At 61.3% G+C, this 13698-nt stretch carries 14 protein-coding genes; 2 read left to right on the top strand and 12 right to left on the bottom strand.

Features of this window, described 5'->3' with window-relative positions; all coding sequences use genetic code 11:
- Nucleotides 1-4: 4 nt before the first annotated feature.
- Genes NPS47_RS22015 through pilV form a run of 3 tightly spaced genes read right to left on the bottom strand, consistent with a single transcriptional unit; the run spans nt 5 to nt 1391 of the window.
- The gene (locus NPS47_RS22015; RefSeq protein WP_274296877.1) at nt 5-508 is read right to left on the bottom strand and encodes a hypothetical protein; all 504 of its coding nucleotides are present in this window, start codon (nt 506-508) and stop codon (nt 5-7) included.
- On the bottom strand, nt 505-1176 hold the full coding sequence (locus tag NPS47_RS22010) for a prepilin-type N-terminal cleavage/methylation domain-containing protein (RefSeq protein WP_274296876.1): 672 nt from the start codon (nt 1174-1176) through the stop codon (nt 505-507). Before NPS47_RS22010 ends, NPS47_RS22015 begins: the two co-directional genes overlap by 4 nt.
- Nucleotides 1173-1391 (bottom strand): type IV pilus modification protein PilV, encoded by a 219-nt coding sequence (gene pilV, locus NPS47_RS22005; RefSeq protein WP_274296875.1) that lies wholly within the window; start codon nt 1389-1391, stop codon nt 1173-1175. Before pilV ends, NPS47_RS22010 begins: the two co-directional genes overlap by 4 nt.
- 141 nt (nt 1392-1532) lie before the next feature.
- Here pilV and NPS47_RS22000 point away from each other — a divergent pair, with 141 nt between their 5' ends.
- Nucleotides 1533-2012, top strand: a complete 480-nt coding sequence (locus NPS47_RS22000) for a GspH/FimT family pseudopilin (protein WP_274296874.1) — start codon at nt 1533-1535, stop codon at nt 2010-2012.
- Here NPS47_RS22000 and ispH read toward each other — a convergent pair.
- The 6 genes from ispH to murJ form a co-directional block, all read right to left on the bottom strand.
- Nucleotides 2001-2948 (bottom strand): 4-hydroxy-3-methylbut-2-enyl diphosphate reductase, encoded by a 948-nt coding sequence (gene ispH / locus NPS47_RS21995; RefSeq protein WP_274296873.1) that lies wholly within the window; start codon nt 2946-2948, stop codon nt 2001-2003. The genes NPS47_RS22000 and ispH overlap by 12 nt on opposite strands.
- Nucleotides 2949-2962: 14 nt before the next feature.
- On the bottom strand, nt 2963-3400 hold the full coding sequence (gene fkpB, locus NPS47_RS21990; RefSeq protein ID WP_274296872.1) for an FKBP-type peptidyl-prolyl cis-trans isomerase: 438 nt from the start codon (nt 3398-3400) through the stop codon (nt 2963-2965).
- The gene (gene lspA, locus NPS47_RS21985) at nt 3393-3908 is read right to left on the bottom strand and encodes a signal peptidase II (protein WP_274296871.1); all 516 of its coding nucleotides are present in this window, start codon (nt 3906-3908) and stop codon (nt 3393-3395) included. The genes fkpB and lspA overlap by 8 nt, the downstream gene beginning before the upstream one ends.
- A complete protein-coding gene (ileS, locus tag NPS47_RS21980; RefSeq protein ID WP_274296870.1) occupies nt 3901-6732 on the bottom strand; it encodes an isoleucine--tRNA ligase in 2832 nt (943 codons plus the stop codon). The genes lspA and ileS overlap by 8 nt, the downstream gene beginning before the upstream one ends.
- Nucleotides 6729-7679: a bifunctional riboflavin kinase/FAD synthetase gene (gene ribF / locus NPS47_RS21975; protein WP_274296869.1), complete on the bottom strand. Its 951-nt coding sequence runs from the start codon at nt 7677-7679 to the stop codon at nt 6729-6731. The genes ileS and ribF overlap by 4 nt, the downstream gene beginning before the upstream one ends.
- A gap of 118 nt (nt 7680-7797) precedes the next feature.
- Entirely contained in the window at nt 7798-9336 is a 1539-nt protein-coding gene (murJ, locus tag NPS47_RS21970) for a murein biosynthesis integral membrane protein MurJ (protein WP_274296868.1), read from the bottom strand.
- Nucleotides 9337-9587: 251 nt separating this feature from the next.
- Between murJ and rpsT the strand changes: the two genes are divergently transcribed.
- A complete protein-coding gene (gene rpsT / locus NPS47_RS21965; protein WP_010220592.1) occupies nt 9588-9866 on the top strand; it encodes a 30S ribosomal protein S20 in 279 nt (92 codons plus the stop codon).
- A gap of 148 nt (nt 9867-10014) precedes the next feature.
- Here the strand turns inward: rpsT and NPS47_RS21960 are convergent, their stop codons facing one another.
- From NPS47_RS21960 to NPS47_RS21950, 3 genes are read right to left on the bottom strand one after another with little or no spacing between them, the layout of a single operon-like run.
- On the bottom strand, nt 10015-12315 hold the full coding sequence (locus NPS47_RS21960; RefSeq protein ID WP_274296867.1) for a PqiB family protein: 2301 nt from the start codon (nt 12313-12315) through the stop codon (nt 10015-10017).
- Nucleotides 12308-12931 (bottom strand): paraquat-inducible protein A, encoded by a 624-nt coding sequence (locus NPS47_RS21955; protein WP_274296866.1) that lies wholly within the window; start codon nt 12929-12931, stop codon nt 12308-12310. Before NPS47_RS21955 ends, NPS47_RS21960 begins: the two co-directional genes overlap by 8 nt.
- Nucleotides 12918-13577 (bottom strand): paraquat-inducible protein A, encoded by a 660-nt coding sequence (locus tag NPS47_RS21950; protein ID WP_274296865.1) that lies wholly within the window; start codon nt 13575-13577, stop codon nt 12918-12920. Before NPS47_RS21950 ends, NPS47_RS21955 begins: the two co-directional genes overlap by 14 nt.
- Nucleotides 13578-13698 lie beyond the last annotated feature (121 nt).

Raw genomic sequence — 13698 nt, 5'->3', positions numbered from 1 at the left:
CTCCTCAATAGACCTGCCGCCAAAGGATCCGTCGCCCGTGCTGCGGCGCTGGCCCGACGGGTTGCGCGATCACGCTCTCCAGCACACTGCGGGCGCTGCCATCGCGCGCCACGGCAGTGATTCGATACAGCGCTACCTTGAGGTCTGGCGGCATCTGCCTGGCTTTGGTGCTCTCCCCCAAGGACTGAATGAGATAGAAGCCGCGATCACCTGCCTGCCAAGACAGTCCGGAGCTTGCACCCGTACCCGCATACACGCCGCCCGAGGTGATCACACCGGCTTCCGGGGGCGGCAGGCAAAACTCACAACGTGGCCCTGCCAGCTCCAGCGCCCTGGACTCTGCCTGCTGCAGCAGTTGTTGCGCCTGTTCGAACGCTTGCAACGTGCTCGACAGGTTGCGTGCCATGCGCTCCTGCTGGATCGCACTGCCGAGCGCCGATAACCCGAGCAACCCCAGCAGTAACACCAACGCAAGGCTCAACAGCAGTACCAGGCCTCGCTGCCTCATGAGCCATCCAACGGATTGCCCAGGGCAATGCTCGTTCGATAAGTCTGTGGCCTGACACGTTGCTGTGCGTCGACAAGGGTCAGGCCCAGGTGCACGCCGGAAATACCCAAGGAGCCGTCCCTGACCAGATCAAGCTGCAGCTCATCGACCCCGTCCACCAGGGTGCCATCGCTTGCTCCACTACGCAGGCGCAGTTCGTTGGCGACTAGCCGGTAGTCCTGACGACGGATGGGAACGGCAAACTGCCCCACCTCAGGGGCGCGAATACCTGCATACACATGGGCCTGCGTTCGACAGTCGGTGACCAGGGTCCAGTCCGGCCGCCCACTGGCCTGCACGACCTCGGCACTGATCAGGCTCAGACGCAGCAGACGCCCATCCGCACCGCGCGTGAGTTGCACAGGCTGCGCAAATGCGTCGGCAGCCAAGGGGTCGTCGAAGACCATGGCATCGTGACGCAGGCAGCCGAACATTCCGGCCATGCGAATGCTCTGGGCCAGACGCTGCAGAGCGTGGCGCGCATCCTCCTGCATCCGCGCCGCCGCCTCTTGCGCCTGCCAGGACTGGCTCGCGGCAATAAACAGGCGATTGCCACCGAGCAGCACCAGCAAGCCCAGGCTCAGGGCCAGCAACGCTTCCAGCAGACTGAAACCCGCTTGCCTGCTCATTGCCCAGCGTCCTTATTGCGTAAAGCCTCGCCAGCACGGGCCTGCTCAAGTACGCCATGGGCCAGATAGGCCGCCTGGGTACTGCGTAGTGCGCTTTCAGTGGCCTGCAAGGCCTGCACCTGCAAACCGGCGGCGGCAAACAGGCCCAGCCCCAACACGGCCATCGCCACCAGCACTTCAATCAACGTCATGCCTTGTTGCTGCCAGCCATCCATGGCCAACCTCCCGAGACTTTTCCACAGCCCTTTGCCAACCCGGCCGACTGGACACCAGCAACGTCGGCTTTGAATCTATAGCGAAGCACTTCCAGGGAGGAATGCACGGTGAAGCAACAGGGCGTAACACTGATACAAATCTTGTTCGCATCGGCCCTGCTCGGCCTGCTTACGCAGATGAGCATCCCGGCCTACAACAACATGAGTACCGGACTACAGCGGCAGGTCGCCGCCAAGGACCTGGCCCAGGCGCTGCGCACCGCGCGCAGTGAGGCGCTGCTACGCAATAGCAACGTGCGCCTGCAAGCACTGGAGTCGGACTGGAGTAAAGGCTGGCAGATGATTGTCGAGCACGACAGTCCGCAACTGCTGCACGAATGGCGCAGCAATGGACGAACGCTCATTATTGGAAACCAGCCGGTGGCCCGGCAGGTGCGCTTCAATGGCCTGGGCGTGCCGCTACGCGGGGGCGGCGCGTTTCAGGCCGGGACGTTGCATGTTTGCCAACGTCCCGAAGCGCTGAGTCACTATCAGGTGGTGCTGTCGCACACCGGCAGAGTCAGCCTGCGCGATGCGCTGATCAAGGAGCCGCTGTGCGCAGCCGCCGGGTCAGATCAGTGAACGAACGCGCAGTTCCTTGGGCATCGAGAAAGTGATGTTCTCTTCGCGGCCATCGAGCTCTTCGGCACCGGTGGCGCCCCACGCCCTGAGTTGCTCGATCACACCGCGCACCAGTACTTCCGGCGCCGAGGCACCGGCCGTGATACCGATGCGCTCGACACCATCGAACCAGCTTTTCTGCAGGTCTTCGGCACCGTCGATCAGGTAAGCCGGCGTCGACATACGCTCGGCCAGCTCACGCAGGCGGTTGGAGTTGGAGCTGTTCGGGCTGCCCACTACCAGGACCACATCGCATTCGTCGGCCAGCTGTTTCACCGCGTCCTGGCGGTTCTGGGTGGCGTAGCAGATATCGTCCTTGCGCGGGCCACCGATGTTCGGGAAGCGCGTACGCAAAGCATCGATCACCCGGCTGGTGTCATCCATCGACAGCGTCGTCTGGGTCACGAAGGCCAGTTTGTCCGGGTTATTGACCTGCAACTGGGCTACATCTTCCTCGTCTTCGACCAGGTAGATCGCGCCGCCGTTACTGGCGTCGTACTGCCCCATGGTGCCTTCGACTTCCGGATGACCTTCATGGCCGATCAGGATGCATTCGCGGCCGTCGCGGCTGTAGCGCGCCACCTCGATATGCACCTTGGTGACCAGCGGGCAGGTGGCATCGAACACCTTCAGACCGCGCCCGGCCGCTTCCTGGCGCACTGCCTGGGAAACACCGTGGGCGCTGAAGATGACAATGACATCATCCGGTACTTGATCCAGCTCTTCGACAAAGATGGCGCCGCGGGCGCGCAGGTCTTCGACCACGAACTTGTTGTGCACCACTTCGTGACGCACATAGATCGGCGGGCCGAAGACTTCCAGGGCGCGGTTGACGATCTCGATCGCCCGATCCACGCCCGCGCAGAAGCCGCGAGGGTTGGCGAGTTTGATTTGCATGCTCGGCTCCGGGCTCAAAGCGCTGTGACTTCGAGGATTTGCACCTCAAAGCTCAGGGTTTTGCCGGCCAGTGGATGGTTGAAATCGATGGTCACCTGGGCGTCATCGAACGCCTTGACCACACCCGGCAGCTCGGCATTGGCAGCGTCGTTGAAGATCACCAGCAGACCTTCGGAAAGCTCCATATCGTTGAACTGCGAGCGTGGCATGATCTGCACGTTCTGCGGATTGGGCTGGCCGAAGGCGTTTTCCGGTTCGACGGTAACGGTGCGCTTGTCACCGGCCTTGAAGCCGAAAATGGCCGCTTCAAAGCCCGGCAGCAGGTTGCCGTCGCCGACCTTGAATACCGCCGGCGCCTTGTCAAAGGTGCTGTCGACGGTATCGCCGTTTTCCAGGTGCAGCGCGAAGTGCAGTTTCACTTCGGTGTTCTGGCCAATGCGGGTCTCAGTCATGGACGGGTTCTCCGGACTTCTTGCTCTTGAACATATCCAGCGCCAGCATCACCGCACCCACGGTAATGGCGCTGTCGGCCAGGTTGAAGGCCGGGAAATACCAGCGGTTCTGCCAGTGGACGAGGATGAAGTCGACCACATGGCCCAGCACGATACGGTCGTACAGGTTACCCAGAGCGCCGCCAAGCACCAGCGCCAGCGCTACCGCCAGCCAGGTCTCGTTGCGCCCCAGGCGCTTGAGCCAGACCACCAGCACGCCGCTGACCACCAGGGCGATCAGGGCAAACAGCCAGCGCTGCCAGCCGGAGCTGTCAGCCAGGAAGCTGAAGGCGGCTCCGGTGTTGTAGGCCAGGGTCCAGCTGAAGTAGTCAGGGATGACCACAATCTGCTGGTACAGGCTCAGCGCACCCTCGAAGTAGACCTTGCTGGTCTGGTCGAGGACCAGGACCAGCAGGCTCAGCCAGAGCCAGCCAAGGCGCCCGAAGCGCCCTGCAGCAGGGTTAGGCATAGTGACGCACCTCGCCGTTGCCGCTGATGTTGTCGGCGCAACGGGCACAGATTTCCGGATGCTCCGGGTTCGCCCCGACGTCGGCGCGGAAATGCCAGCAACGGCCGCACTTGGCATGACCGGACTTGACCACTTTCAGTTTAAGGCCAGGCACTTCAGTCTCGACCGCATCGGCTGGCGCCTGGACGAACGGCGCAACGCTGGCGGCCGAGGTGATCAGCACGAAGCGCAGCTCGTCGCCCAGCTTGTTCAGGTCGGCGCTCAGGGCGTCGTCGGCGAACAGCGTGACTTCGGCTTGCAGGTTGCCACCGATGGCCTTGGCCGAACGCTGGTTCTCCAGTTCCTTGTTGACCGCAGTCTTGGCCGCCATCACACGGTCCCAGTAGGCGCGACCCAGTTCGAAGCCTTCCGGCAGCTCGGTCAGACCCTGGTACCAGGTGTTGAGCATCACCGACTCGTTGCGCTCGCCCGGCAGGTACTGCCACAGCTCGTCGGCGGTGAAGGCCAGGATCGGCGCGATCCAGCGCACCAGCGCTTCGCTGATGTGGTACAGCGCGGTCTGGCAGGAACGGCGGGCAACACTGTTGGCGCCAGTGGTGTACTGACGGTCCTTGATGATGTCCAGGTAGAAGCCACCCAGCTCCTGTACGCAGAAGTTGTGGATCTTCGAGTAGACGTTCCAGAAGCGGTATTCGCCGTAGTGCTCTTCCAGCTCGCGCTGCAGCAGCAGGGTACGGTCGACCGCCCAGCGGTCCAGCGCCAGCATGTCTTCGGCCGGCAGCAGGTCGCGGGCCGGGTCGAAGCCGGACAGGTTGGAGAGCAGGAAGCGCGCGGTGTTGCGGATACGCCGGTAGGCGTCGGCACTGCGCTGCAGGATCTGCTCGGAAACCGCCATCTCGCCGGAGTAGTCGGTGGCCGAAACCCATAGGCGCAGGATGTCGGCACCGAGGGTGTCGTTGACCTTCTGCGGCTCGATGGTGTTACCCAGCGACTTGGACATCTTGCGGCCGTTTTCGTCGACGGTGAAACCGTGGGTCAGCAGCTCGCGGTACGGTGCGTGGTTGTCGATGGCGCAGCCAGTCAGCAGCGAGGAATGGAACCAGCCGCGGTGCTGGTCGGAACCTTCCAGGTACAGGTCGGCACGCGGGCCGGTGTCGTGACCGATGCTGTGCGAACCACGCAGGACGTGCCAGTGCGTGGTGCCGGAGTCGAACCAGACATCGAGGGTGTCAGCGATCTTGTCGTACTGAGCGGCCTCGTCACCGATCAGCTCGGCGGCGTCCAGTTTGAACCAGGCTTCGATGCCCTCTTTCTCGACGCGCTTGGCCACTTCTTCCATCAGCTCGACGGTGCGCGGGTGCAGCTCGCCGGTCTGTTTGTTGAGGAAGAACGGAATCGGTACGCCCCAGTTACGCTGACGCGAGATGCACCAGTCCGGACGGTTGGCGATCATCGAATGCAGGCGCGCCTGGCCCCAGGCCGGGACGAACTTGGTGTCTTCGATGGCTTTGACCGCACGCTTGCGCAGGGTCTCGCCGTTGTCTGGCTGCTTGTCCATGCCGACGAACCACTGCGCGGTGGCGCGGTAGATCAGCGGGGTCTTGTGGCGCCAGCAGTGCATGTAGCTGTGGCTGATGGTTTCGGTGTACATCAGCGCACCGACTTCCGAAAGTTTCTCGACGATCGCCGGGTTGGCTTTCCAGATGAACTGGCCGCCGAAGAATTCCAGCGATGGCACGTAGACACCGTTGCTTTGCACCGGGGTCAGGATGTCGTCGTTGACCATGCCATAGCGCTTGCAGGTCACGAAGTCGTCTTCGCCGTAGGCTGGCGAGGAGTGAACCACGCCAGTACCGGCGCCGAGTTCGACGTAGTCAGCCAGGTAAACCGGCGACAGGCGGTCGTAGAACGGATGGCGGAAATTGATCAGTTCCAGCGCCGAACCTGCTGCGGTGGCGACTACCGAACCTTCCAGCGCGTAGCGCTTCAGGCACGACTCGACCAGCTCTTCAGCCAGCACCAGCAGCTTGTCGCCGACGTCGACCAAGGCGTACTTGAACTCCGGGTGAACGTTCAGCGCCTGGTTGGCCGGGATGGTCCACGGGGTGGTGGTCCAGATCACGATCGAAGCCGGTTTGGCCAGCGAGCCCAGGCCGAACGCGGCGGCCAGCTTGGCGTCATCGACGATCGGGAAAGCCACGTCGATGGTCTGCGATTTCTTGTCGGCGTATTCGACCTCGGCTTCGGCCAGGGCCGAACCGCAATCGAAGCACCAGTTCACAGGCTTGAGGCCCTTGAACACGAAGCCGTGCTTGACCATCTCGGCCAGGGCGCGGATTTCACCGGCTTCGTTGGCAAAGTTCATGGTCTTGTAAGGATTGTCCCAGTCACCCAGCACACCCAGGCGGATGAACTCGGTCTTCTGCCCTTCGATCTGCTCGGCAGCGTAGGCACGGCACAGCTCGCGGGTCTTGTCCGCGGTCAGGTGCTTGCCATGGGTCACTTCGACCTTGTGCTCGATCGGCAGGCCGTGGCAGTCCCAGCCCGGGACGTACGGGGCATCGAAACCGGACAGGGTCTTGGAGCGGACAATCATGTCCTTGAGAATCTTGTTCAGCGCATGACCGATGTGAATCTTGCCGTTGGCGTAGGGCGGGCCGTCGTGCAGCACGAACTTCGGACGATCCTTGCCAATTTCGCGCAGCTTCTGGTACAGGCCAATGCTGTCCCAGCGCTGCAGAATCTGCGGTTCGCGCTGTGGCAGGCCGGCCTTCATCGGGAAGGCGGTGTCCGGAAGGTTTAGCGTGGCTTTATAGTCGGTCATTTCAGGCTCTTCGTTAGCGGTTGAGCGTGCCAATGGGCACGTGCGGCGGCGATATCCGCATCGATCGCCGACTTCAGCGCCTCCAGGGAGGCGAAACGCTGCTCTTCACGCAGCTTGTGGTGGAATTCCACCGTCAGGCGCCGGCCATAGAGATCGCCGGCGTAATCAAGGAGATGCACTTCCAGGTGGGCACTGCCATCCCCGGAAACGGTTGGCCGCACGCCGATGTTGGCGACGCCGGGCCAGGCCTTGCCATCGAGTTCGACACTGACCAGGTAAACCCCGCTCAGCGGTACACGACGACGCTTGAGTTGTATGTTGGCAGTCGGTGTGCCCAGTTGGCGTGCCAGCTTCTGCCCGTGCAAGACGCGACCGCTGATGCGGTACGGGCGCCCGAGCAGACGTTCAGCGAGCGCGAAGTCAGCGTTGGCCAGGGCCTGGCGCACTTGCGTGCTGCTGACCCGCAGGCCATCGAGCTCGACGGTCTGCGCCGCTTCAACGGTGAAGCCCTGGCTCAAGCCGGCTTGCTGGAGAAACTCGAAGTCGCCGACCCGGTCGCACCCAAAGCGGAAATCATCACCAACTTCCAGGTGCTTGACCCCCAGGCCGTCGACCAGGATGGTATCGACGAACTCGGCGGCGCTGAGCTTGCTCAGGCGCTGGTTGAACGCCAGGCACAGCACCCGGTCCACGCCTTCAGCGGCCAGCAGCGCGACCTTGTCACGCAAGCGGGCCAGGCGCGCCGGCGCGGTGTCCGGAGCAAAGTATTCTCGCGGCTGCGGCTCGAAAATCACCACGCAGCTGGGTACGCCCAGCTCTACCGCTCGCTCACGCAGGCGCGCCAGGATTGCCTGGTGGCCACGGTGAACACCGTCGAAGTTGCCAATAGTGGCGACACAGCCCCGGTGCTGGGGGCGCAGGTTGTGAAGGCCTCGAACCAGCTGCATAACGCGCTTCTTGCTCATAAAGTGGTCGATTATAACCACACCCGGGCGCGGACGACAGGCAGCAGCGTCACCCCGAGGCGTGGAATAGATAAAACCGACGTCTGGCCGTAGTCGCCGCTCAATGCAGTGCCTTGCGGGCAAAGTCACGCGGACGGAAACCAAACACGAACAGACTGCCGAAATAAGTCACTACACCCGCCAGTATCAACACGCCCAGACGCAGGAAACGTTCAAGCATCTGGCCTTCTTCCCAGGCTGGCATGTAATGCATGCCCACCAGCAGTACCGCCGACATCAACAGCACCGCCAGGACCAGCTTGGCAAGGAACTTACCCCAGCCCGGCTGTGGCTGGAACAGCTGCTGCTGGCGCAGTTTCCAGTACAACAGACCGGCATTCAGGCAGGCGCCGAGGCTGATCGCCAGGGCCAACCCTGCATGTTGCAGGTGAGTAATGAACATCAAGTTGAACAGCTGGGTGCAGACCAGGGTGAATACGGCGATTTTAACCGGAGTACGGATGTTCTGCTGGGCATAGAAGCCAGGGGCCAGCACCTTGACCAGAATGATCGCCAACAGGCCGACCGAATAGGCAATCAGGGCACGCTGGGTCATGGCGGCGTCGTGTGCGCTGAATTTGCCGTACTGGAACAGTGCCACGGTCAACGGCTCGGCGAGGATCGCCATGGCCAGGGTGCATGGCAGCACCAGCAGGAAGCACAGGCGCAGGCCCCAGTCGAGGATCCGCGAGTACTCATGACGGTCGCGGTTGGCGTAGGTCTTGGCCAGGGTCGGCAGCAAGATGGTGCCCAGCGCCACGCCGAGCACCCCGGAAGGCAGCTCCATCAGACGGTCGGCGTAGTACATCCACGACACCGAGCCGGCCACCAGGAACGAGGCGAAGATGGTGTTGATGATCAGCGAAATCTGGCTCACCGACACGCCGAGGATCGCTGGCAGCATCTGCTTGAGCACCCGCCACACACCCGAATCACGCAGATTGAGGCGCGGCAGCACGAGCATGCCGATCTTCTTCAGATGTGGCAGCTGGTACAGCAGCTGCGCCAGACCGCCGGCCAAGACGCCCCAGGCCAGGGCCATGATCGGCGGATCGAAGTACGGGGTGAGGAACAGGGTAAAGCCGATCATCGCCACATTGAGCAGGGTCGGCACGAAGGCCGGCACCGAAAATCGGTTCCAGGTATTGAGAATGGCCCCGGCCAGCGACGATAGCGAGATGAGCAATATATAAGGGAAGGTCACCCGCAACAGGTTGGTGGTCAGCTCGAATTTTTCACCACTGCTGACAAAGCCCGGTGCAGTGACCCACACCACCCAGGGCGCGGCGAGTATGCCGAGCGCGGTCACCAGAGCCAGTACCAGGGTCAGCAAACCGCTGACATAGGCAATGAAGGTGCGTGTCGCTTCGTCGCCCTGCTGGGTCTTGTACTCAGCCAGGATCGGCACGAACGCCTGGGAAAATGCGCCCTCGGCGAAGATCCGCCGCAGCAGGTTGGGCAATTTGAAGGCGATGAAAAAGGCGTCGGTTGCCACGCCGGCACCGAACACCCGCGCCAGGATGGTGTCGCGCACAAAGCCCAACACCCGCGAAATCATGGTGATGGAGCTGACCGCGGCCAGGGATTTCAGAAGGTTCATTGAAAGTTTTTTACGCCTAAAGATAAAGGGCTGTGCCGGAACGCGCCCAGTTGTGCGATACTCCGCGCCGCAACGCAAGCAGAGCAAAAGCTCCCGAGTTTACAGGTCGTACCGCAGAAGGGAATCACTCCCTTGTCAGGAACAACCACTCAGCGGATCCATGCAAGTGCCCTTGACAACCGATTAACTCATCGGCATGATTCGCGGCCTATTTTGTTTGCTATTTACCAAGTCTTTCGAGGAGCTCGACGGTGGCCAACTCACCTTCCGCCAAAAAACGTGCAAAACAGGCTGAGAAGCGTCGCAGCCACAACGCCAGCCTGCGTTCCATGGTTCGTACCTACATCAAGAATGTAGTTAAAGCCATCGACGCAAAAGACGCCGAAAAAGCGCAAGCTGCTTACACTCTGGCTGTTCCTGTTATCGACCGTATGGCCGATAAAGGCATCATCCACAAGAACAAGGCTGCTCGCCATAAAGGCCGTCTGAATGGCCACATCAAGGCGCTGAAAGAAGCTGCAGCTGCCTAAGCGACACGCTTGTTAAAAAACCGACCCTAGGGTCGGTTTTTTATTGCCTGCGATTTGTCGGTTGTCATTAGAAGCATCGCGGGGCAAGCCCGCTCCCACCGTTCGTACATCCCCCGGTGGGAGCGGGTTTGCCCCGCGATTGACGCTGTTACTTACCGATCTGAATCTTCGGTGCCCACTGCAGCCATTCGTCCTCAGCCTTGTCGAACAAGGCAAAGGTCTGCTGCGGTCGAGCCGGGTTACCCATCTTCTCGCCATCTGGCGTTGCAAAGGCAATACCGCCCTCGATCAAGGTCTCCAGCGACTCGGTACGCACCGTAGCCCCCTTGAACAAGCCGAAGTCAAAGCCAAAGCCACTGCTGTTCCAGAATCGGCTACCGCCACGCACCAGGGCGGCATAGCGCGGCTCGATAAGGATATGAATCAGCACGCGGTCTGCGGTCTGCCCCAATTCGAAGCCGGTCACCTTGCCCACCGGGATCTCACGATAGGTGACTGGCACACCCGGCTTGATCGAACCTCGCCGCGGCGCACTGAGCACCAACGCCAGACCCGGCTCACGCGCGGAGAAGTCCGGCGCTTGTGGCAACGCATTGAACGTGCGCTGCGGCCCCAGGTTCTTCGAGGCGGGCTGCACTTCCAGATACTGCCCCGTCACCAGCGTTTCCAGGTTCGCGGTCTTGACGATACCCAGGGCCGGCTTGACCACCCAGAACTGCGTACCTTCACGCGCAATGCGCTCGGGCACCTCGGTAATCCGCGCCTTGAGCAGCACCGCCTGCATATCATCGGTCAGATCGACCTGCTCGACCTTGCCAACATCCAGGCCCTTGAAGCGCACCGGGGTGCCGACCTTGAGGCCATCAGCCCGCTCGACCCGAATGGTCACGGTGGTGCCACTGCGATTGGCCGCCTCCTGATCCACATTCAGGCGGAAACTCGGAATCCGGCGCTTGAGCGGCACATTCGGTATCGGCGTATCGAAAGCGATACCGCCCGCCATCAGGCTCTGTAGCGATTCGCTCTTGATCTGCACGCCCGACAAGCCACCGGTGAGGGTGATACCGCTGGCATTCCAGAATCGCGTCGAGCCGTTGACCAGCTTGGCGTACTCCTTCTCGATGTGCACACCAATCAGCAGACGCTTGCTCTTCTTGGAGAACTGGTAGCTCTGTACGGTACCGACCTTGACCTGACGGTAGAGCACCGGACTGCCAACCTCCAGCGAACCGAGGTTGTCACTGAACAGCACCAGGTGCAGCCCCGGCGCTTTCAGGTCCAGCGGCGGCGCTTTGTCCCGGGCCTCGAACTCGCGCTGTGGAGAAGCACCTTTGTCACCCGGCCGGATGGCAATGTAGTTACCCTTGACCAGCGCCTCCAGACCGGTGATCCCGGCCAGGGAGATGGACGGCTTGACCACCCAGAACTGGGTGCCGTCTACCAGGTAGTCTTCGGCCAATGGGTCCAGGGTCAATTCGGCTACGGCACTGGTGAGGTCAGCATCGACTTTCAGGGTTTTCAGCGAGCCGACCTGGATGCCTTTGTACATCACCGGCGTTCGCCCGGCCTGCAGCCCTTCGAAGTCGCTCAGCTTGACCTTGACCTTGATACCCGCCTGGGCAGCATCGAAGTCTTCAAACAAGCGGAACGGCAGGTTCGGATCGGTTGGCGGGCTGTCCTTACGGTGTTCCGGCGTCGCAAAGGCAATACCGCCGGCAACGATGCTGGCCAGCGACTCACTGCGCACTTTCACCCCGGACAGGTCGGCATCGATACTGATGCCACTGGCGTTCCAGAAGCGCGTGTGTTTGCGCACCAGGCTGGTGTAGGCCGGCTCAATGAAGACCTTGATCTCCACGGTGCCCTGATCTTCGGCCAGGCGGTAGCTTTTCACCTTGCCGACCTGGATCTGTTTGTAGAACACCGGGCTGTCGCGGTTGAGTGAGCCCAGTCGGTCCGCCTTGAGGGTCAGGTGCAGCCCTGGCTCGGCATCAGACAACGGCGGCGCCTCATCCAGCGCCTTGAAACGTTTGCTTGGCTCGCCCGTACCTGGACTCACGGCAATGTAATTACCCGATACCAGGGTCTCCAGACCGGTGATGCCAGCCAGCGTGACACTCGGCTTGACCAGCCAGAAACGTGTGCCGGTATTGAGGTGTGGCTCGGCTTCCTTGTTCATTTCAATGGTGGCGATAACACCGGTGTTGCTGCCCTTGGCATCCAGCACCAGCTCTTTCACCTTGCCCACCGACATGCCCTTGAAGACCACCTCGGTTTTGTTGGCAACAATGCCCTCGCCGCTCTCGAAGCGAACCTGAATGTTCACCCCTGATTCGCGGTAGGCCTGCCAGCCAAGCCAGCCGCCAATGACCAGGGCGATCAGGGGCAATATCCATATGGCCGACCAGTTCGAAGCTGGGCGGGTTCTAGCCGTAGGCAAATCACTCATGGTCGTCATCCGACTCCGTGTTATCCCAAATCAGTCGGGGATCGAAAGTTACTGCAGCGAGCATCGTCAGAATCACCACACTGGCGAAGGCGACGGCGCCCAGGTTGGCTTCGATACTGGCGATCCTGCCAAAGTTCACCACCGCCACCAAAATGGCGATCACGAAGATGTCGAGCATCGACCAGCGTCCGATAAATTCAATAAAGCGGTACATCAGAATGCGTTGCCGCGCAGACAGTGGCTGCTTGCGCTGCACCGAATAGAGCAGCAAGCCGATACCCACCAACTTGAAGGTGGGCACCAGAATACTGGCAATGAACACCACCGCAGCAATCGGCAACATGCCGAACTTAATCAGGGTGATGACACCGGACATGATGGTGTCCGGTGCCCCCTGCCCCAGCGTACTGACAGTCATGATCGGCAGCACGTTGGCCGGGATGTAGAGAATTGCCGAGGTGAGCAGCAAAGCCCAGGTTCGCGCCAGGCTGTTCGGCCGCCGCGCATGCACAATCGCCCCGCAACGACTGCAGGTTTGCGAGTCACACTCAGGCTCCTGGCGATTCAGTTCATGGCACTCGCCACAAATCAGAATTCCAGCATCAATCGCACGCATGCAGGTCTTCCCCCGATAAAGCACTCCAGATCTGGTGGGGTGACATCACCACCTCCAGCCACACCTGCACCAAAAGCAAACTGATAAAACAGGCCAGCCCGAGGCCGAGACTCAACTCCGCCAGTTCGACCAACTTGACCATCGCCACCAGCACGCCCATGAAATACACCTCGAGCATGCCCCAGTCGCGCAGATGGTGATAAATCCGGTAAAGCAACAAACCGTAACTGCGGCCGATGTTCAGACGAATACTCAACAGCACCGCCAGCTGGCACAGCAGCTTGAGCAAGGGGATGGCCATGCTGCAGAGGAATACCACCACTGCCACTTCGGCCATGCCGGTGTTGTACAAGCCCACCACGCCGCTCCAGACCGTGTCATTGGAGCTCTGGCCCAACAGATGGAGTTGCATGATGGGCAGAAAGTTGGCCGGTATGTAGAGCAGCAAGGCGGCAAGGACCAGTGCCAGGCTGCGTTGAACGACATTGTGACGGTGCGCATAAAGCTCGTAGCCGCAGCGCGGGCAATGCGCTTTTTCATCCAGCTTGAGCACAGGCTTGCGCATCAGCAGGTCACATTCGTGACACGCCACCAGTTGATCCAGGGGTAAGTCGGCAAGCGGATGGGAATCGACAGGTTCGGACATAGTGAACTTCTGAGTCAACGAGGGCGCCATTCTAACCGATACGCAGCGTCTGGATCGCGGGTCAAGTCAGCTGTTGCGTGGTCTCGGCATCGCTGGCAAGGCCAGCTCCCACAAGGCCGGA

Source organism: Pseudomonas putida, assembly GCF_028682475.1.
Classification (GTDB): Bacteria; Pseudomonadota; Gammaproteobacteria; order Pseudomonadales; family Pseudomonadaceae; genus Aquipseudomonas; species Aquipseudomonas putida_AG.
This window is presented reverse-complemented; position numbering and strand designations above follow the sequence as displayed.